The organism is Microbulbifer thermotolerans, from assembly GCF_001617625.1.
Lineage (GTDB): Bacteria > Pseudomonadota > Gammaproteobacteria > Pseudomonadales > Cellvibrionaceae > Microbulbifer > Microbulbifer thermotolerans.
In genome coordinates this window covers 3,466,727-3,485,976 of the sequence record NZ_CP014864.1, presented here as the reverse complement: position 1 = coordinate 3,485,976, position 19,250 = coordinate 3,466,727, and the positions used below count along the sequence as shown (strand labels likewise).

General features: G+C 58.1%; 11 protein-coding genes. 8 read left to right on the top strand and 3 right to left on the bottom strand.

The annotated features are described in order from the left end of the window. Window positions 1-229: 229 nt before the first annotated feature. The 4 genes from A3224_RS14360 (at window position 230) to A3224_RS14345 (ending at window position 5,739) form a co-directional block, all read left to right on the top strand. On the top strand, window positions 230-1,675 hold the full coding sequence (locus A3224_RS14360; protein WP_067156122.1) for an NAD-dependent succinate-semialdehyde dehydrogenase: 1,446 nt from the start codon (window positions 230-232) through the stop codon (window positions 1,673-1,675). Window positions 1,676-1,737: 62 nt separating this feature from the next. Beyond that, window positions 1,738-3,051 carry an aspartate aminotransferase family protein gene (locus tag A3224_RS14355; protein ID WP_067156119.1) on the top strand — a complete coding sequence of 438 codons (1,314 nt, stop codon included), beginning with the start codon at window positions 1,738-1,740 and terminating at the stop codon, window positions 3,049-3,051. Window positions 3,052-3,213: 162 nt separating this feature from the next. Next, the gene (locus A3224_RS14350; protein ID WP_067156115.1) at window positions 3,214-3,813 is read left to right on the top strand and encodes an HdeD family acid-resistance protein; all 600 of its coding nucleotides are present in this window, start codon (window positions 3,214-3,216) and stop codon (window positions 3,811-3,813) included. A 120-nt stretch (window positions 3,814-3,933) separates the two neighbouring features. Continuing rightward, window positions 3,934-5,739 (top strand): aminotransferase-like domain-containing protein, encoded by a 1,806-nt coding sequence (locus A3224_RS14345; RefSeq protein WP_067156112.1) that lies wholly within the window; start codon window positions 3,934-3,936, stop codon window positions 5,737-5,739. A gap of 56 nt (window positions 5,740-5,795) precedes the next feature. On the opposite strand, the gene A3224_RS14340 is transcribed toward A3224_RS14345, so the two are convergent. After that, on the bottom strand, window positions 5,796-7,019 hold the full coding sequence (locus A3224_RS14340) for an MFS transporter (protein WP_067156109.1): 1,224 nt from the start codon (window positions 7,017-7,019) through the stop codon (window positions 5,796-5,798). Between the two features lie 572 nt (window positions 7,020-7,591). Here A3224_RS14340 and A3224_RS14335 point away from each other — a divergent pair. The 3 genes from A3224_RS14335 to A3224_RS14325 all read left to right on the top strand — a co-directional run bounded on the left by A3224_RS14335 (window position 7,592) and on the right by A3224_RS14325 (window position 12,739). Continuing rightward, the gene (locus tag A3224_RS14335; protein ID WP_067156106.1) at window positions 7,592-8,446 is read left to right on the top strand and encodes a carbon-nitrogen hydrolase family protein; all 855 of its coding nucleotides are present in this window, start codon (window positions 7,592-7,594) and stop codon (window positions 8,444-8,446) included. Between the two features lie 126 nt (window positions 8,447-8,572). After that, window positions 8,573-11,014, top strand: a complete 2,442-nt coding sequence (locus tag A3224_RS14330) for a TonB-dependent receptor (protein WP_067156102.1) — start codon at window positions 8,573-8,575, stop codon at window positions 11,012-11,014. A gap of 120 nt (window positions 11,015-11,134) precedes the next feature. Further along, the gene (locus A3224_RS14325) at window positions 11,135-12,739 is read left to right on the top strand and encodes a tetratricopeptide repeat-containing sulfotransferase family protein (protein WP_197463002.1); all 1,605 of its coding nucleotides are present in this window, start codon (window positions 11,135-11,137) and stop codon (window positions 12,737-12,739) included. Between the two features lie 131 nt (window positions 12,740-12,870). Here the strand turns inward: A3224_RS14325 and A3224_RS14320 are convergent, their stop codons facing one another. After that, a complete protein-coding gene (locus tag A3224_RS14320; protein WP_067156094.1) occupies window positions 12,871-15,585 on the bottom strand; it encodes a M1 family metallopeptidase in 2,715 nt (904 codons plus the stop codon). Window positions 15,586-15,697: 112 nt separating this feature from the next. Then, window positions 15,698-17,248 (bottom strand): alpha/beta fold hydrolase, encoded by a 1,551-nt coding sequence (locus A3224_RS14315; RefSeq protein ID WP_067156090.1) that lies wholly within the window; start codon window positions 17,246-17,248, stop codon window positions 15,698-15,700. 328 nt (window positions 17,249-17,576) lie between these two features. Here A3224_RS14315 and A3224_RS14310 point away from each other — a divergent pair, with 328 nt between their 5' ends. After that, window positions 17,577-19,121 (top strand): collagenase, encoded by a 1,545-nt coding sequence (locus A3224_RS14310; protein WP_067156085.1) that lies wholly within the window; start codon window positions 17,577-17,579, stop codon window positions 19,119-19,121. The last annotated feature ends 129 nt before the right edge of the window (window positions 19,122-19,250 follow it).

Below are 19,250 nucleotides of genomic sequence, written 5' to 3'. Positions count from 1 at the left end.
CCTCCCTGTATCCGTCGGTTTCGAAATATCCATCCTATCACCTGAGCTTCTCATCTGCCCACGAAGAATCTCTGCCACCAGCAAGTGAATTAATCAGAAGTTCCCTAGCTTAGGAGAAAGTTTGATAAAGGTAAATTTTTGTTGGAAAGATACTACTATTCGCCGCCTGTACTCCGCGCCAGAATCCTTGCAAGAGCATTGAAAAGCAATAATTGCAAGGAGATTTGCGGTGCAACTGGCCAATAATGATTTGTTGAAACTGCACAACTATATCGGTGGTGAGTGGTGTGCGGGAGCCGGCACTGTCGAAGTGCGGGACCCGGCTAACGGCGATTTGTTGGCGGAGGTAGCGGATGGCAGCGCCGCCGATGCCGAAAGAGCGGTGGCCGCCGCCAGCGCGGCTTTTCCGGCGTGGAAGTCGAAAACTGCCGCCGAACGCGCCGCGGTATTGAAGCGCTGGTATCAGCTGATTATGGACAATGTCGATGACCTGGCGCGCATCCTGACTCTGGAACAGGGTAAACCCCTGGCGGAGGCCAAGGGCGAGATTGTCTACGGCGCTTCCTTTATCGAATGGTTTGCGGAGGAATGCCGGCGGGCCTACGGCCAGACAATTCCCACTCACAACCCGGCCATGCGCCTGAACACCATCCGCCAGCCGGTGGGCGTGGTCACCTGTATCACCCCCTGGAACTTCCCCAATGCGATGATCACGCGCAAGGCGGCGCCTGCACTCGCGGCCGGTTGTACCGTGGTGATCAAGCCCGCGGTGGAGACGCCGCTGTCCGCCCTGGCCCTGTGCCAGCTGGCGGAGGAAGCAGGTTTGCCGAAGGGCACCATCAATATGATCGTGGGATCGGATGCCCCCGCCATCGGCAAGGTACTGACCCAGGACCCGCGGGTGGCGAAGTTCACTTTTACCGGCTCCACCGCGGTGGGCAAGTTGCTGATGGCTCAGTGTGCCAGCACCGTGAAGAAAATGTCTATGGAACTAGGTGGCAACGCGCCTTTTATTGTTTTCGACGACGCCGATCTGGACACCGCGGTCAGTGCCTGTGTAGCGACTAAATTCCGCAACGCTGGCCAGACTTGTGTATCCACCAACCGCATTTATGTGCACGAAACGGTGCACGATGCCTTTGTCGATAAATTGCGTGCGGCGATGGGAGAGCTGAAAGTCGGGCACGGTTGCGATGAAGGGGTGACCGTCGGCCCGCTGATCCACCGCCGCGCCGCCGAGCGGGTAAACACTCTGGTACGGGATGCGGTGGAAATGGGTGCGAAAGTCGAGCTGGGCGGCGATTACCGGCCCATCGGCGAAAACTACTTTGCACCTACACTGTTAACCGGCGTTAGCGACGAAATGCGCATTGCCCGGGAGGAGATCTTCGGGCCGCTGGCACCAGTGCAGAAATTCGCCGACGAGGAGGATGTGATCCGCCGGGCCAACGATACACCCTACGGTCTTGCGGCCTACGTAATGAGCGAAAACATCCGCCGCGCCAACCGCGTGGTAGAGGCGCTGGAATACGGCATGGTGGCCTGTAACGCCGGTGTCTTTTCCACAACCGTTGCGCCATTCGGTGGCTGCAAGGAATCCGGCATTGGCCGCGAAGGCGGTGTCGAGGGAATGGCGGAATTTTACGAGACCAAGTACTGCTGTTTCGGCGCGTGAAGAAACCGCCTACTGGTCGCAACCGATGTTGAATCTACTGGTAATTCGCGGAGCGAGAAACCATGTCTGAACTGAAAACCGACGCTTTCTGGATGCCCTTTACTCCCAACCGCAGTTTTAAATCCGCGCCGCGGATTGTGGAACGCGCGGAGGGAATTTACCTCACCGAAAAAGGCGGTCGCCAAATAATCGACGCCACAGCCGGTCTCTGGTGTTCCAATGCCGGTCACGGCCGTACGGAGATTGCCGAGGCCATTTACCAGCAGGCCAAAAAGCTGGATTACAGCTCTATTTTTAATTTCGGACACGAATTGAGTTTTGAATATTCCGAGCGCCTGGTAAAGCACACACCCGACGGCCTCAACCATGTATTCTTTGGCAACTCGGGTTCCGAAGCGGTGGAAAGCGCACTGAAAATCGCCCTGCAATATCAGCGTGCGCGTGGCAAGGGAACCCGCACCATGTTTATCGGCCGCGAGAAGGGCTACCACGGGGTAAACTTCGGCGGTATCTCCGTGGGCGGAATTGCGCCCAATTACCAGACGTTCGGCCAGCCGGTGAAGGCCAATCACATGCGCCACACGCTGGATATTGAACGCAATGCCTTCAGCCGCGGCCTGCCGGAACAAGGTGTGGAGCTGGCGGAAGACCTGGAGCGTCTGGTGGCCTTCCACGGTGCGGATCAGATTGCCGCGGTGATTGTTGAGCCCTTCTCCGGTGCCGGCGGTGTGATACTGCCGCCGAAAGGCTATCTTCAGCGCCTGCGCGAGATCTGCGACAAGCATGATCTGCTGCTGATTTTCGACGAGGTCATCTCCGGCTGGGGCCGTACGGGTTCCGCCTTTGCTGCCATTGAGTGGGGGGTGACGCCGGATATGATCACTTCCGCCAAGGGAATTACCAACGCAACAGTGCCGCTGAGCGCCGTATTTGTAAAAGATGAAATTTACCAAACGGTAATGGACGCCGCGCCGGAAGGTGCAGTGGAGTTTTTCCACGGCTACACCTACTCTGCCCACCCTGTGGCCTGCGCCGCGGGCATGGCGACACTGGACATCTACGAACGCGAGGGCTTGCTCACCCGTGCCAGCGGCGACATCGGCAAGCACTGGGAAGCGGCCTTGCACAGTCTGGCCGAACTCGACAATGTGATCGATGTGCGCAACTATGGCCTGGTTGGCGCGGTCGAGCTGCGCGCGCCGGAAAATCTGAAGGGCAAGTTCGGCGGCAAGGTGTCCGGCATGGCCTGGGATGCCGGGGTAATGGCGCGCGGTATCGGCGATGCCCTGTGCATGTCTCCGCCGCTGATTATTGAGACGCACGAGATCGATGCCATCGTCGACAAGCTGCGCGGTGTGATTACTTCACTGGCTTGATGCGGCTGGGAAAGCGGAGGAGTGCCGTGGGCTTTTTCCGCTTTCCCTGGGCCTTTTGTTACCGCATCGGCGCAATTCAAAGCACAGTTTTTCGAAAAACTTGGATTTTGAGGGCGGTGACCTTTTAATGGTTTATCGCCAGCGCAGACAGGGGCCGAAGCGATGCGCAACCATCCCGTATCCGATCCCGACTTGGAACCCACTCTGGCGACAAGGCCGATATTGCGGGTGTTGTCGGAAAACTGGTGGCTGTTGCTGCTGCGCGGTATTGCCGGCGTAACCTTCGGGGTATTGTGTTTTATCTGGCCGGGCTTGTCGCTGCTTACCCTGGTGTTGCTGTTCGGGATTTATGTTCTGCTGGACGGCTTCGTCACCTTGATTGCCGCGGTCCTCGGGCGGCATAGAGCCATGCCATTGTGGTGGCTGGTCCTCGCCGGGTTGGTCAGTGTTGCGGCGGGTATATTTACTTTTATCTACCCCCAACTCACCGCGCTGGTGCTGGTGATTTGTATCGGTGCCTGGGCCTTGGTGCGCGGGGCGTTTGAGATCATCGGTGCTTTTCTTCTGCGCAGGGAGATCCACAACGAGTGGCTGTTAATGGCGATAGGTCTTTTGTCGATGATTTTCGGTTTGGCAATTCTAGTCAATCCATCGGCCGGAGCCTTGGCGCTGGTGTGGCTGATCGGCCTCTACGCCATACTGTTCGGCCTGCCAATGATCTGGCTGGGACTTCGCCTGCGGAAACAACAGCAGGTTTATTAACTATTTTCGCGAAGTCGGCGCTGCCCTACCGCTTGATTTGCCATTATTGCCGGGGGCATTATTCTCGCCGTACGATAACAAACCGCTGCCGGATGGCAGTGTAAAATAACGGCGGCACAAATGGCGGAACCATTGATCGTATTGGACCCGCAGGCGCAAAAGAGCCTGCAGGCGCAAATACGGGAAAAAGTCATTCAGGGTATTATTTCCGGTAGCATTCCCCCCGGCCATAAGATGCCGTCCTCGCGCCGTATGGCGGAGCAGCTGGGGGTTGCCCGCAACACGGTGGTACTCGCCTATCAACAGCTGGTAGATGACGGCTTCCTGCTTACGCGGGAACGCAGCGGTTTCTACGTCAACGAAGCGATACAGCAGCAGGGGCTGATCAGCCACACCGGTTCCGTCGAGGCGACTGCCGGCAGTGACGATGATCGCGATTTTTGGCGCAGTCACTGCAACGCTGTGTCCGTCAGTCGTCGCGCCCTGCAGCCGCGTCCCGCCAACTGGCTGCAGTATCCCTTTCCATTTGTCAGCAACGAGTATGATCCGCGTCTTTACCCGGGCGCCGAGTGGCGCGAGTGCACACGGGATATTTATAGCGCGCGAGAAGTGGCCCAGTGGGCGCCCCTTGGGGCCAATGAAGATGACCGCCAGCTGCTCGAGCAGATTTGCACACGGCTACTGCCGAGGCGGGGTATCTATGTGGAACCGGGGCAGATCCTGTTGACCAGCGGATTACAGCAGGCCTGCTACTTGCTCGGCCAGCTGCTGCTGGGGGAAAAGCGTTCTCTCGGTATGGTGTTGCCCGCCTGTGCGGAAACCGAGGAGATCTTCCGCCGCACCGGAGCGCGAATAGAGGCGCTGCCACAGGACGGTGACGGCCCGCTGATCGGAGAGGAGCTGCAAAACAGCGACTGCTGGTTTTTGCAGCCCAATGCCCACAATCCCACAGCGGTCACCACCACGCTGGAACGCCGCCGTGCACTGCTGCGGGCGGCGGCGGTGCGCGGCGCGGTGATTATTGAAAATGACTGCGAACATGAATTCTGTTACCACGGCAGCCCGCTGCCACCGCTGAAAAGCATGAGTGGGGGCCGTTCGGTCATCTACTTGTATCAGTTCCCCAAGATTATTGATCCCGGTATGCAGCTGACGTTTATTGTCGGCCCCAAACCGGTGATCCAGCGGTTGCGTGCGCTGCGCTATACCCTGCGGGAGCGCATGCCGCCGATCAATCAGCGGTTGCTTGCGAAGTTTGTTGCCTCCGGGCATCTGGATGCGGCCACTTTCCGCATCACGCAGCAGCTGCGCGAGCGCTGGGTGGCGCTTGGCGAGGCGCTGTTGTATTACCTCCCGAAGCTGAAGGTACGCCGCGCCAGTTGCGGCACCGCATGTTGGCTGCAGCTGCCCGAGGCCGTGGATGCCGATCAGCTGCAACAACGCGCCGAGCAGGAGGGGTTATTGGTGGAAACCGTGCAGGGCAGCAATACGTTGCGCATTGGCTTTTCCTCCATTGAAGCGGAAAAAATCGAAGCCGGTGTCCGGCTGTTAGCACAGCTGATCAATGGCGAAGTCTCCGCTACTGAAGAAACATTGGAAACGGCCACAGGCCGCCGACTCAGCGCCGACGATCTGCGCGCGGAATTTCCCGGTGCGGTTCTGCTCGGCACCAACACTCTGGGAGAGTCATATCGCATTGAATTAATGCCCGACGGCACTATGCTCGGCTATTCCCGTAACGATGTGGACGTGGATGAAACCGATACCGGGAGGTGGTGGCTGGAGGGTGACCTCTGGGTGCGCCAGTGGCGCAACTGGTCCTATGGGCGCAAGGCAAGTTTCTATGTGGTTGCGGAAGAACACCGTATTAAATGGTTTAACTCAGCGGGCAAACTGATCGACACCGCTATCCTTGTGCACGAATAAATCAGTAAACGCGCGATAGTTTTCGTCAGTCCGCCGGTGCTATAGCGCGCGGGAAGTCAGCCTGCGGCCCGATCGAGCCGCGACGCGGCCGGCAGCGCCGCGAGGCACACCACCAGGATGCCGCAAGTAATCGCGATTAATTGCGTATAGCTGCCGCTGGCGGAAATAAAATAGCCGGCCGCCAGCGGGCCGCAGGCCAGTCCCGTTTTCGAGGCAAAGCCGCCGAAGGCTCCCATTTGTCCCGCCGCATCAAACCTGGACGCCATGGTCAGAAAGTAGGGTACACAGAAAGCCCAGGTAATTCCTGTGATTATATTGGCGGCGACAAACACCGGTTTCAGGTCGCTGAAAATAAACATTGCCAAGCCCACCAGCGTCACGAGCAGCGCGATGGCCAGCGGCGGAGCCAGGGCAAAGCGCTGGCCCGTATAGGCGGCCAGGGCAGCGCCGCCGATGGCAACCAAGTTGGCCCAAAAGAGTGTCTGGCTGATAAAGGTAAGTGGCAGCCCGAAGGATTTGCCCAGATCAAAAATAAACGCGAACAGGGCCATATTGGAAAGTTGAAAGCAAAACAGCGCTACCAGCGTAATCAGCATGGGGGCCAGCGCCACTTTTGCATTGAATACAGCCTTTTTTTGTTCTTCTATCGATGGCAAGGGATAGTCGGCCAGGAAAGGCAACATCGCCAGCGTTACCAAACTGAAAGTAATCAGCGCGAAAAAGGGCACATAGGTGCCGTATAGCGCGACCAGCTCCGGCAGGAAACGCAAGCCCAGCGCGCCGCCAATATACTGCACCAGCAGCACCATACTGTAGGTGCGGCCCGCAATGCCGCTGCGCGCGATGACCGCAAAACCCAATCCCACCAGTGCGCCCCCGAGCATCCCGTGTACCAGCCTCAGAGGGATCAGCAGTTCCAGGTTGGCGAGCACAATGGTTAACAGATCCATGCCGATGGAGCAGAGCAGCAGGACAAAGGCGGCCAGTTTCCACTGCGGAATTTTCTTTACCAGAATTGATATTAAAAAGGCACCGATAACTGCACCCATGGTGTTGGCAAAAGTTATTTCTCCCGCCTGGGCCGCGGAAAGTCCGGCTCCGGTCATCAGAGAATTGACGATGACGGGAAAAATATTGACGTAATAGAGACCGGCGGAGGAAAGGAAGGCGAGTAACAGGCTGGCGATCCAGCCCTGGGGGGCGGCGTGCGGAAAATTCTCAATCGCCTTTTGTGGGGTTGTACCGGCATCGTTGGCCAGGCTTTCTGCGTTGTTGCTCATGGTGACTCCTGGTGTATTTATTATTGGGACATGGGTTCCGAGCGGCAGGCCCTGGCATTTCCAGGGAACCGTTGAGCGATGCGTTCCGGGCAAAAAATTCAAGTGATGGATTCATCATTTCGAACGGTAGTACCAAAGGAAAGTATTGGTACATTTTTGATCGCACCGCTCACTCGAATAAATCAGGGGTTCCCTAACTGATTGTCAAAGAGAATATAGTGCCAGATGCACCCAGTCCATAGCATCAAGCTCGGAAAAAAAACAGAAGCCAATTCGCTTTGGCCTCATGCGGGCAGAGCAACTGGCCCTATTGTCGGACGTTTCTATCCTCCAAGATACCGACCGTTAAAAAATGTTAAGGGATCTCTGTTTATTCGTTTTTTGACGATAAAGACTCGTCGGTCGCAGGTAATGGGGACATTTCGAAACTGCCGGGTAGAGGAGCATATCCGGTGGAGCAACAGGCAGTGCTGTTGCCAAAGCTCGTCCCGTTGTCTGAGCGCCTGATATTGCTAAAGCGTTCATGCGAATGAATCAGAGGTTCCCTATCCGACAAGTGGGAACTGTTGGTAATGAGCGAAGTGAATAAATATTTTGGTATTGCCGCGCTGCAGCTGAACCTGGCGGATGCGGATAACCTGGAAAGGCTGCTGGAGCGTATTCAGAAAACCAAACTGCGCTTTCCCTGGGTTCAGATGATTGTGTTGAGCGAATTGGCCCTGCGCGGCGTCGGTGTCCACCATGCCCGTGAATTGCCCTCGGACGAGGAGCGCGCTTTTTGCCGCGTCGCCCGAGAGTTGGGCATCTGGTTGGTGCCCGGTTCCATGTATGAAAAGTGTGGCAGTACTGTTTTCAATACCGCGCCGGTGATCAACCCACAAGGGGAAGTGGTGGGCCGTTACCGCAAGATTTATCCCTTCCTGCCCTACGAAAAGGGAGTGACTGGCGGCGATCAATTTTTGGTTTTCGATATTCCTGAGGTGGGGCGCTTTGGGGTTTCCATCTGCTATGACATCTGGTTTCCGGAAACCACCCGCGCGCTTACCTGGATGGGGGCGGAGGTGATTATTCACCCGACCAAGACGGACACCATCGACCGCGCGGAGGAGTTAGCCATTGTGCGCGCCAGTGCGGTTACCAATCAGTGCTACATCGTGGACGTCAACTCTGCGGGGAACCAGGGCGTCGGCCGCTCCATTATCGTGGGGCCGGAGGGAGAGGTGATTTACGAGGCCTCCGTAGCGGAAGAGGTCATCACTTTCGAGGTGGATTTGGCCAAGGTCAGGCAAGTGCGCGAGCACGGGGTGAAAGGACTTGGGCAGACACTGAAGAGCTTCCGCGATGGGAAGGTGCGCTACCCGCAATATGAACCCGGTGCCTTCTCGCCCGCGTACGAGGCCCTGGGTCCATTAAAGGCGCGAGATTAAACCTCAGGCTCATCTGGACCATGCGTTCCCGGTAAACTGGCGCTAGGTTTCCGCTCCCGTCTGTGTAGCATCAGCATAACAACCAGAGGGAGCGGTTGGGTAAAACGATAAAAAGCAGAGGGAACCATGAAGCAGCAGAGCAATCTGGGGTTTTGTAAGAAAACACTGGCGAGCGCGGTCGCCGCAGTGTCCGCCGGCACGCTGTTTTCTGTACCACAACATACGGTTGCGCAGGAATCGGCTCTGGAAGAGGTTATCGTCACTGCCACCCGCCGCGCCGAAAGTATTCAAGATGTCCCCTATAACATTACCGCCGTATCGGGAGAGGACCTGGAGAAAGCCAATATCAAGGAAGTCTCCGAATTGATGCGGACCCTTCCCGGCGTGCAGTACATAGACCGCGACTGGCGCTCCGGCGGGGTGGTGAACGGTATTTTGATGCGCGGCGTCAACATTGATGCGGGCGCCCAGGGGGATGTACAGCTGAGCGCAGCGCCACCAGTTGCCACCTACCTGAATAATACGCCACTGTTTGTAGGCCTTTCCCTGCGGGATATTGAGCGGGTGGAGGTGCTGCGCGGCCCCCAGGGAACCCTGTACGGTTCCGGCGCCCTGGGCGGTGCGGTGCGCTATATCCAGCGCGCGCCGCAAATGGGGAAATTTGAGGGCAATGTATCGGGCTACTACAGCCAGAGCGAGGGCTCCGAAGGCTGGAATCACGGCGTGGACGGTATTATTAACCTGCCCATGGGGGAAATCGCCGCGGCCCGTATATCTTACGGCACGCTCAAGCGCGCGGGCATTATCGACTACGCCAATGCTTATGTGGTGGACGCAAGCGGCGTACCTGTGCCCGCGGACGCTGCGGATATTGTCAACAGCCCCGCGCTCTATCAAAACATTGAGGACGCGGACGAAGTCAATGTGGACTACGCCCGTGCGAGTTTTCGCATAGAGCCCAGCGATCGCTTTTCCGCGCAACTGGATTATTTCACCCAGGAGGGTGATGCCGGCGGCCGCCGGCAGCAGACCGAGAGCATGGACGACTACGAATTCGGTGGTTTGATCCTGGAACCCTCCGAGCGCGAAGTGGATCTTGTGAGCCTGGAGGTCGAGGTGGACCTGGGTTTTGCCACCCTGACCTCGAGCACGTCCGACTACGATAATCAGGCCATGGCGGTCACCGACAACACCGGCTTTTATGCCAATGCGGGCTTCGGCTTCTACTATGCCGGTACGCCCCGTCCGCTGAATAAGGCTACCCGCACTTTCGAGGACAGCGCGTTGGTGCAGGAAATCCGCCTGGTCTCCAACACTGATGGTGCGGTGGACTGGATTGTCGGGGCTTACTATCAGGATCAGGATTACGGCATGACCCAGCTTTCGGAAACACCCGGGCTGCACGATTGGGTCGTCGCCTCCCTGGCCGAGGGTATTCCCCCATGGGAAGCCGGACCCTGGCTTCCGGAGACCGGTGCCGACTGGTACGCCTACTGGTGGGGTATGGATACCGAGGGCGATGTGGACTGGCGTTACAGCCGCCAGATGAATTATGTGGAAACCGCCTTCTTCGGCGAAGTCACCTTCCACCTATCCGATCGCTGGCAGATTACCGCCGGCGCGCGCCGCTTCGAGGTGGACTCCGATATCGACAGCCTCGCCGATCTGCCGTTCTGGGGCACCGTTGACAAATTCGATCAGTCCTTCTCGGATTCCGATACCATTTTCAAATTCAATACCGCTGTCGACCTGACGGAGAGTGACATGCTCTACGCCACTTGGTCGCAGGGCTATCGGCGCGGCGGCGCCAACGCCGTTTCCACCACCGGGCCCTTTCCGGAAGATCCGGGGCTGCTGAGTTACGAAGCGGATACTGTGGACAACTTCGAACTGGGCGCGAAGGGGACACTGGCCAGCCGCCTTCAGTACAACGCCGCCCTGTTCCGGGTGAACTGGGATAATGTGCAGTTGAATACATCGGGCCCGGTATCTGGCTACTTCGTGGTGGTCAACGGGGATGAAGCGGTGAGCCAGGGCGTGGAGCTGTCCCTGAGCGGTCAGTTCACCGACGCACTGGACGGCGGCATCAGCTATACCTATGTCGATGCGGAGCTGACTGAGGATCTGGTTTTCCCCGGTGCCACATTCACCACCCGCGAAGCCGGCGCGCGCCTGCCCGGTATTCCCGAACACGCCATGACGGCGCGGCTGGGCTATCTGCACTCTTTGCGCAATGGCCTGTCGCTTTACTACCAGCTGAGCAGCTATTACCAGTCTGAGACTGAGAATAGTGCCTCCAGTAGTCCGCGGGAGGCGGCAACGCTTGATGGATTCACTCTGGTCAATGCCTCGGTCTCTCTCTCCGCCGACCAGTGGAACGTGGATCTGTATGCGAAAAACCTGACCAATGAAGAAGGTATTACCGGGGCTAGAACCTTTGCCACCTGGGGGCCGAACTATGCCGGTAATCAGTCGCAGTGGTTCAACTACAACTATGAGAATGACGCCTCCAGTAGTTTCATCACAATGCCGAGAACAGTGGGCCTGTCCGCCTCGTACAGGTTCTAAAGTCCCGGAGTTGTGGGTTTTATCACCCCAACTTTTGCCGGCTCCGAGGCCGGCTTTTTTTTTACCCGTAGCAACGCAATCTGTTAAGGTCAGGCCAATCGGAGCTTGCGGGCAGTCAATGTGAACAAAAGCGATTTGTATCCATCGGCGGTAGCCTATTTCCGCGCGGGAGAACTCGACAAGGCGCTGCGGGCCGCGGAGGAAGTTCTGCGTGTAGATAGCGGTGCGATCAAAGCGCGCCGCCTGTTGGCGGATATCCACGTTGCCAAGGGGAATTTCCCGCGGGCCTTGCATTTCCTTGAGCAGGCGCTGGCGCTGTTGCCGGGTGACAGCACCGGTTACTTCCGTGTCGCCGTGCACCGGGCGGGTGTATTGCTGCGCGCGGGGGATCTGGCCGGTGCCGCTGCAGCGCTCGACAACTGCGATTTGAGCCGCACGCAAGACATCGACCTGCTGACACAGGCGGGTTATATCTACACGCTTTGCGCCCGCTATGACCATGCCCGCAAAAACTACGAACGGGCGCTTTCCTTAGCACCGGAGAACCCGCAGATAATTTTTAACTGCGCTGCCGCCAACCGCGCCATGGGAGATCTGGAGCGCGCGGAAAGGCTTTACGACCGCGCCATCGCCCTGGTGCCGGAGGACTGGGAAGCCTATAAAAACCGCAGCGATCTGCGCAGGCAGACGGAAAAAAACAATCATATTGCACAGCTGCGCCAGCTGCTGGCGCGGCCGGGGTTGCCGCAGCGGGCCCGGGTGCAATTGAATTTCGCCTTGGCGAAAGAACTGGAAGATCTGGCTTTGTACCCGGAGAGTTTCGCGGCACTGGAACGCGGCTGCGCAGCGCGCCGCGCCGGGATTCGCTACAACCTGCAGCGGGATTTAGCGGTAATGGCCGAGATAGCGTCCACCTACGGTGCCGCTCTGATGGATGGTCAGAGCTGTGACAATACACAGGGAGAGGGCATTCTTTTTATTCTCGGTATGCCGAGAACCGGGACGACCCTGGTGGACAGAATATTGACCGCGGTGCCCGGTGTTGTTTCGGCAGGGGAGCCGGATACCTTCGCGCGCTTGCTCGGCCATCAGGTGGCCCAGCAATTTCCGGGTATCGGTGCGGACAAATTGGCGTTTGTGCGTAACTCCGCCGCCATCGACTTCGGCGCGCTCGGAAAACACTATGCAGATCAGCTGCGACAGAGGGCGCGGCAGCTGGGCGGCGGAATCATAATCGACAAAAACCCTATGAATTTTCTCTACGTGGGGCTTATCCGCAAGGCCCTGCCGGCGGCAAAAATCATTCACGTGCGGCGCGATCCCATGGACAGCTGTTACGCCATCTATAAAACGCTGTTTAAAACCGCCTATCCATTTTCCTATGATCAGCGGGAACTGGGTGCTTATTACCTTGCCTATCAATCGCTGATGGACCACTGGACGAAACTGGTATCGGAGAACTTTTACGCGCTGGAATACGAAAAACTGGTGGGTGACCTGGAAGGGGAAGCCCGCGCCCTGCTGCAATTCTGTGGTCTGCCGTGGGATAGTCGCTGCCTGGAATTCCACCGCGCCAGTGCCTCCGGTACCGCTACTGCCAGTGCCGCACAGGTGCGCCAGCCGGTTTACCGCTCCTCTATCGGCAAGTGGAAGCATTACCGGGAACAATTGCGCCCGCTGGCGGAAATTTTGCGCGAGGGAGGAATCCCGGTGGATGTAAGCTAGGGCGCCGCTGATTAATTGCGCCTTGACGACAAAATACCTTGAATTCGGATGAGGCGCTCAGGCGAATTAACCAGAGGTTTCTCGGCAGGATGCAGTGATCGCGGCCGAAACCGCGACCACCTGCAAAGTTTTTAGTTGGCGGCCAAAGGCAGCGCCTCAAACAGTGCCTCTCCTTTTTCTTTCAATGCCATGCACAACTGAATTTGCTCTTCGGTTTGCGCCAGGCTGCGTTGGTGTCCGGGAGCCAGTTGACCATGCTGCGCAAACAGTTGGCGAACCTCGGTCAGCTTGCCTTTGTCACAGAAGGCGCGGGCGAAGGCCGGCGTCTGGCGACGCCACTGTGCGGGCACCTTGTTTACCACCTCGGTAAAGTGCTGTTGCAGCCACTGCCAGTTCGCCTCCCGCACTGCCGGCTCCGACAGAGCCTGCTGGATCAGTCCGAAGGCTTCGCGGGTGCCCATGTCGCCGCTCAACGCCAGCTGCTGGATTTTATCCAGCTGTTTGGGGTTGCGGTTGCGGCCGATGGCGTTGGCACTGGCGCTTTCAAAACGCGGGTCGTCCAGTTGCGCACGCATTGCGATCAAGTGGTCCAGGAAGCCGTCCGTATCCTGTACGGCCACGGTCAGCGCAGCTTCGTAGAGATCGGAGTCCAGCGCTTCAGCATCGCGCTTCCGCTTGTAACCGGTAAAGGCGATGGCCTTGTCCGCTAGCGTTTTGCGCGCGTCGCCATCGCCGGCAGTCAGTGCCATAAAGCTGAGCAACGCACTGTGGAGCAGCTGCTCTTCGCTGTCCGCACTGCCGGCGGTTCTCTCCAGTATCGGCAGATACAGGTTCTGGGTGAAATTGAGAAACGCGGATTTTTGTTCTTCGCCCAAGTAGCTGCCGCGGTATTTCTGCAGATAGCGCAGCGGGGCGACAATCACCTGCCGCTGGTCCGCATGGGCGGACTGCCGCACTACCGCCAGCAGCTGGGCCTGCGGCAATTGTCCGGCCTCAAAGGCGGCGAAGGCGCTGTCGATAATGGACAACTGTTCGCTGGGCGAGAAGTCGGTAAAGTGCTCCGCCAGTGCCTGCCACTGTGCCGGCGCCAGGGTCCAGCGGTAATAGCCACTGCCCTCAGCGTTGGGCATTACCCACTGGGGGCAGCTTCCGCCGGGAATATCCACCTGTTGTTCGGTTTTCGTCAGCATCAGGCACTGCTGCGTCTCAGTATCGCTGCTAAAGCAGAAGGGGATGTTCCAGCGCTGATCCGTGTCGGCAATGGGGGAGCCGAGCGGGCGGTAGCGGCGCTGTGCGATTTGCAATTTTGCTGCCCCCGGCTTGTTGCAATCCAAGGCGATATCCAGCAGCGGGACACCTTTTTGCTCCACAAAAGTGCGGAAGGTTTCGGTCAGCGCGGGGCTGTCGGTTTCCTCGCCGATCACGCGGTAGAAGTCCGGTGCGTCGGCCACGCCGTCGGCGTGGCTCTCAATATAGCGGCCCAGTGCCGGGCGGAATTTATCTGCCCCGAAGTAGTTGTCCACCATGTGGATTACGCCCAGGCTCTTGGCGTAGGTGATGGCGTCGTAGGCGTTGCGGACATTGTTGTTGTCTGCGATCGGTTCGCGGATGGCGCGGGTACTGGCCAAGGAGTCCAGTTGCATGGCGCTGATGGCGCGCACCGCGGCGTTGAGATCGTGACCGCCATTGGGTTCAAAGATGGTCAGCGCCAGAGGTGTGCCCCAGGTCGCGAAGCCCTCCTTCAGCCACAGGTCGTCCCACCAGGGCGGGGTGACCAGGTTGCCGAACCACATATGGGCGATTTCGTGGGCGTGCACACCCAGCAGGCTCAGGCGCGCGCCGGGGGCCGGGGTATCGCCGACCAGTATGCGTTGCTCGCGGTAGGTGATGGCCGCGGAGAGTTCGGTGGCGCCGCTGGGCCACTGAGGCGCGGCGACGATATCCAGTTTTTCAAACGGGTAGGGGCGCTCAAGCTCCGTCTCGAAGATTTCCACCAGGCGCGGGGTGACATCGAGAATGTATTTCATATCGCCGCCGCGGCCCTTGCGCGCGAAGCCGCGCAGGGGGATAGGCTTGTCCCGGTATTGGTTCGCCGGAATCGCCGGCCTCTCCACCACATCGAAGGGACCCACGGACAGGGAAAGCAGATAGGTGGACATTGGGCGCGTGGTGGCGAAGGTCACCTTTTCCAGTCCCTGGCCCGCCGGTTCCCGCTTCAGTTCGGCGCCGTTACTGATAGCGGCGTAGCCCTCGGGCACCGTAAGGCGAATATCGAAGGGCGCTTTCAGGCCCGGTTCGTCGAAGCCCGGCAGGTACTTGCGCGCCTGAATGGATTCGGATTTCGCCAGTACATAGGCGTCCCCCTGCTCTTCCACTTTGAAGAGTCCTGCCAGGTTGCGGTCGTAATCGGCGCTGTAGTTCATGCGCAGAGTGAATGTGCCCGCGGGAATGTCTTCACCAAAGCGGACCGCGGCGACGCCGCTGTCCAGCATTTCTTGGTATTGCGCCGGTATTTGTTTGCCGCCGGGGAGCAATGCGGTCGCTTCTGATACGCGGATGTTTTTTCCGTGCAGCCAGATGTGATCGGCTGCGTTGGCCATGTGAATATCGATTTCCACCTGCCCGGTAAAGCCGTCGCGTCGCGGGTCCAGAAGCAGGTCGAGGCGGTAGGCGGTGGGGCGCACGCCCTCGGGCAGCTTGCCCGTCGGCGCTTCGCCGAGGCCGGCGGCTGCTTCGGCGGCGGGTTTCTGGTCTGTTTTATCTCCGGCCACTTTCTCGGATGGGCCACAGGCCACCAGTGCCAGCAGCGGGATTGCCAGCAGACTGCGCAGGATAATTTTATTCATGGTCTCTCGCGGTTTTGGCAAAACACGCATTGTACCGGTTCGGGAATGGATTGCCGAAGATGGGGACAATTTAGTCCCGGACGGGAAGAAACTCCGTGTCCGGGACGGGGAATCACAGTTGCGGTATCGCCAGCTTGGATACCCGGTCACTGCGATAGGGCACGGTAATTTCGTAATCGGTATCCGCGGGCTTTTGGTAAATAAGCCCTTCGGTGTCTATGGCCAGCGTCACCCTGTGCCCCGCAGGCACATCGTAGCTGGTAGTGAAAAACTCTACGTCAATTTTCTGTTCCCGGCCCACCTGGGCGTTGCGCAGTGTGATGGGGGCGTGGGTAATCAAGCGGCCCATGCCGAGGGGGCCGGTGTCATACAGGTGCAGATGCAGTTGCACTTCCGGTTTGCTCGGTGTGATCCACATCTCCAGTGTCGGCGTGCCGCGGATTTTCATCCCGTTCCACAGCAGGGGAGATTGGTACTCAATGGCATAGTAACCGTTGATGGCCGGCATAAAGGTGTAAACGGGAATGCCCAGCCCTTCCAGCGCATCGGACACCAGCGGGATGCCGGTTCCCGCCGCGGTGTCGGCGCCACTGTGAAATTGGTTGCTCCAGCGCCAGCCGCTGTAGGGGTTGCTTTTCAACTGGCCGTTGCCGAAATAGGTCAGCCGCGGGTGCAGGTACCAGTGGCTTTGCTTGCCGGTTACGGGGAAGTCGTCAAACTGCTCCAGGCGATTGCTGATGCGCACTGTCATGTCCACCTTGGGCTCGCGGTCGATACCGTTGTTTTCTCCTTTTAGATAGCGGTCGAACCAGCGGAAGCTGGTGGTCCAGATATGGCCGCCGTTACCGCCGAGGGTCTCGGTCACCGCGTGGGTTCCCGGGTTAAGCAGCAACTTTTTCGGTCCTTCCAGCAGGGTGTAGAGGTCGATGGTGCTGTTGGGTTTGAACAGGTAGTCGGCGAAATTGTTCGACAGCAGCACTGCGGTACCATTGGCATTGAGCGCGTCCACATAACTGAGCGCCGAACGGCTTGCGCTGAATGTAAACACGTCGGAAAGGTTGTGCCCGTTGCGCAGATTACTCCAGATCTGATCCACAATCGGCTCGCGCTTGAAGGCGGTGTTTACCAGCAGGGTGCCCCAAACCAGGTTCACGGTGTTGTTCGGATACAGCCCCTCGACAACGTCGGACCAGCCGGACAGGGCCGCGACCGCGTCCACTCGCGAGTCCGCCGCCGCGGTGAGCAGTGAAATTCCGGCGCCGTAAGAAATACCGGCCATCCCCAGTTTGCCGACCGGGTAATTGGCTTCCAGCCAGTCGATCAGTACCCGGGTATCCGCGAGGGTATTGTCCCCGGCCACATCCACTAGGCCGCCGGATTTTCCGAAGCCGCGGGTGGAGTAACTCATCACCAGGTAGCCCTTCTCCGCCAGGGCCTTGGCTTGCAGCAGGTACTGGTGTTTATCCAGGGCCCAGCTGTTGGTGAAGAGCACCGTTGGATAGCCGCCGTCGGGTGGGGGTGTATCGGGCACGAACAGGTTGGCGTCCAGTTCCGTGCCGTCGAAGCTGATGATATCCAGGTTGGAAATAAAGCGCGGCGCCGCCCAGCTGTGCGCCGTCAGCAGGGCGCCGCAGAGCAGCGCCAGTAGCGGTGAGACTTTCATCGTTTTCTCTCTTTTGTCGATTATTATTTTCTGACCAATAAACGTCGAATGGTCATGGGGAAATATAGAAGCCGGTGAATCGTGGTTTTATCGACAAAAAGAAAACTGAGAGCTGAGTCTCACTGATTGGCGCGAATGCCAACTCTGGGTGGCACAGGCGAATCCATCAGCAGTGCCATCAGCGACCGGTCTGAATTCGAAAAAAACCGACGGAATTGAGTGAGTGGTCTAAAATTGTTCTTTTTTTGTACAGTAAAAACCGGTAGTGTGTGGGCTTTGCAGTTCCGCCACGGAGGGCTTCAGAAGAATCAACTCGGTGGTAAGAACTATGTTCTCACGCTCATTCGCGCTGTTGGTATTTTGTTGCGTTTTTGCCCTCACTGCCTGTGCCGGCCCCCGGACTCTGGGGGAGGAAACCTGGTATCAGGTGGACAGCGATCACTTCCGTATTGTCACCAACGGTGATCCCGCCGCAGTAAAGACTTTGGTTGCGGATCTGGAGCGCTACCGTGCCGTTGCCCTGAGTCTGTTTGGAGAGGAATCCACGGCGGGCGAGAAGAAGTTGACTATCTATGCTACTGCCGACCGCCAGAGCTATGCGCAGCTGGTGGGGGCGGAGCTGGCGGAGGTGACCAACGGTCTCTACGACACCACGGCCGATGGCAGTTATGCGCTGGTAAACCTCGACGGTCGTACTGGCGAGCGGCAGCTGAAAGCGCGGGAGTTTCTCTTCCACGAGTACACCCATTTCCTCACCTACAGCGGCAATACCACGCACTACCCCTACTGGTACAGCGAGGGTTTTGCCGAATTCATGTCCACCATGACATTTACCGCGGACGGGCGCTACCGCCTGGGAGCTGTTCCCCGCGAGCGCGCCATGACGCTGCTGTTCACCAGTCCCATGCCCTTGGAGCAATTGTTGCGGGCGACGGTTTACAACACCTCGGAAGAGGACAAACCGAGAGTTTATGCCAGTGGCTGGATGCTGGCGCACTGGGTGCTGATGGAAAGTGGCAAGACCGACGAATTTAAGGAATTTGTGAAGGCGTACAACAGTGGTGCCGATCCGGTGGAAGCACTGGAACAGTCTTTCGGAATGACACTGGCGGAGATCGACAAGCAGTACCAGGCGATGTTTGAAAGCGGCCATTTCGATATGGTCAGCGGCCGGATTCCAACGGATTTTCAAGAGGCCAGTCCCGTGGCTACAAGACTGCCGCAACCGCGCGCTGTGGCGGAGATCGCTAACTTTATAGTGCAGTCCGGCTACAACCTCGAAAGCTTATACGGACTGGTGCAATACGCTCGGGTCCGGGGTGTGAACAGCGCCGAGCTAACTGCCATCCAGGCGGAAGCGGAAAGCCGTATTGGCAATTATCAACGCGCCGAGCAATTACTCGCCCAGGTACCTTCGTCCCAGCGCGATACTCTTTGGTACAAAAAGGTAGACGCCTGGCTCAGCCTGAATGGTCAGGTGATGCTTCCGAATAATTCACGCGATCGCGAACAATTGCAGAAAGCACGGAAACAATTTGTCTTTCTGGTCAACAATGATGCTGAAACCGCATCCCACTGGTTTGGCCTTGCTATGACGATGGAAATGCTCGGCTACCCACGGGAGAAATATGTGGAGATGCTGGAACAGGCCTACCTGCGCGCGCCGCGCCAGGTACATATTGCCCAGTGGCTGGCGCGCGAACTGTACATGCAAAAGGATGCCGAATATTTCACCCAGGTCGCCCAGCCGCTGCTGCTCGAAATGGGGAGCGAGGAAGAATACAAGGAGATAAAAATGATGCTGGCAGAGTTGCAGCCCAAGTCCCAGGCGAAGGGAAAAGTACACAGTGGGCATGCGCATACGGGCGGCTAATCACCCTGTGTGCCCTAGCCTCCGGGCCGGGGCATACGCCACTGCAAGGTAACGAATTATGTGCTGGAATCTATGATTAATTCGCATTAACGCTATCGTTGATTTTTGCACAGACAGTGGGATAAACCT

Coding starts and splice junctions, on each gene's coding strand:
- A3224_RS14345 (WP_067156112.1), top strand. CDS start 3,934: ATGGCGGAACCATTGATCGTATTGGACCCGCAGGCGCAAAAGAGCCTG.
- A3224_RS14315 (WP_067156090.1), bottom strand. CDS start 17,248: ATGAAAGTCTCACCGCTACTGGCGCTGCTCTGCGGCGCCCTGCTGACG.
- A3224_RS14350 (WP_067156115.1), top strand. CDS start 3,214: ATGCGCAACCATCCCGTATCCGATCCCGACTTGGAACCCACTCTGGCG.
- A3224_RS14335 (WP_067156106.1), top strand. CDS start 7,592: ATGAGCGAAGTGAATAAATATTTTGGTATTGCCGCGCTGCAGCTGAAC.
- A3224_RS14330 (WP_067156102.1), top strand. CDS start 8,573: ATGAAGCAGCAGAGCAATCTGGGGTTTTGTAAGAAAACACTGGCGAGC.
- A3224_RS14355 (WP_067156119.1), top strand. CDS start 1,738: ATGTCTGAACTGAAAACCGACGCTTTCTGGATGCCCTTTACTCCCAAC.
- A3224_RS14310 (WP_067156085.1), top strand. CDS start 17,577: ATGTTCTCACGCTCATTCGCGCTGTTGGTATTTTGTTGCGTTTTTGCC.
- A3224_RS14340 (WP_067156109.1), bottom strand. CDS start 7,019: ATGAGCAACAACGCAGAAAGCCTGGCCAACGATGCCGGTACAACCCCA.
- A3224_RS14320 (WP_067156094.1), bottom strand. CDS start 15,585: ATGAATAAAATTATCCTGCGCAGTCTGCTGGCAATCCCGCTGCTGGCA.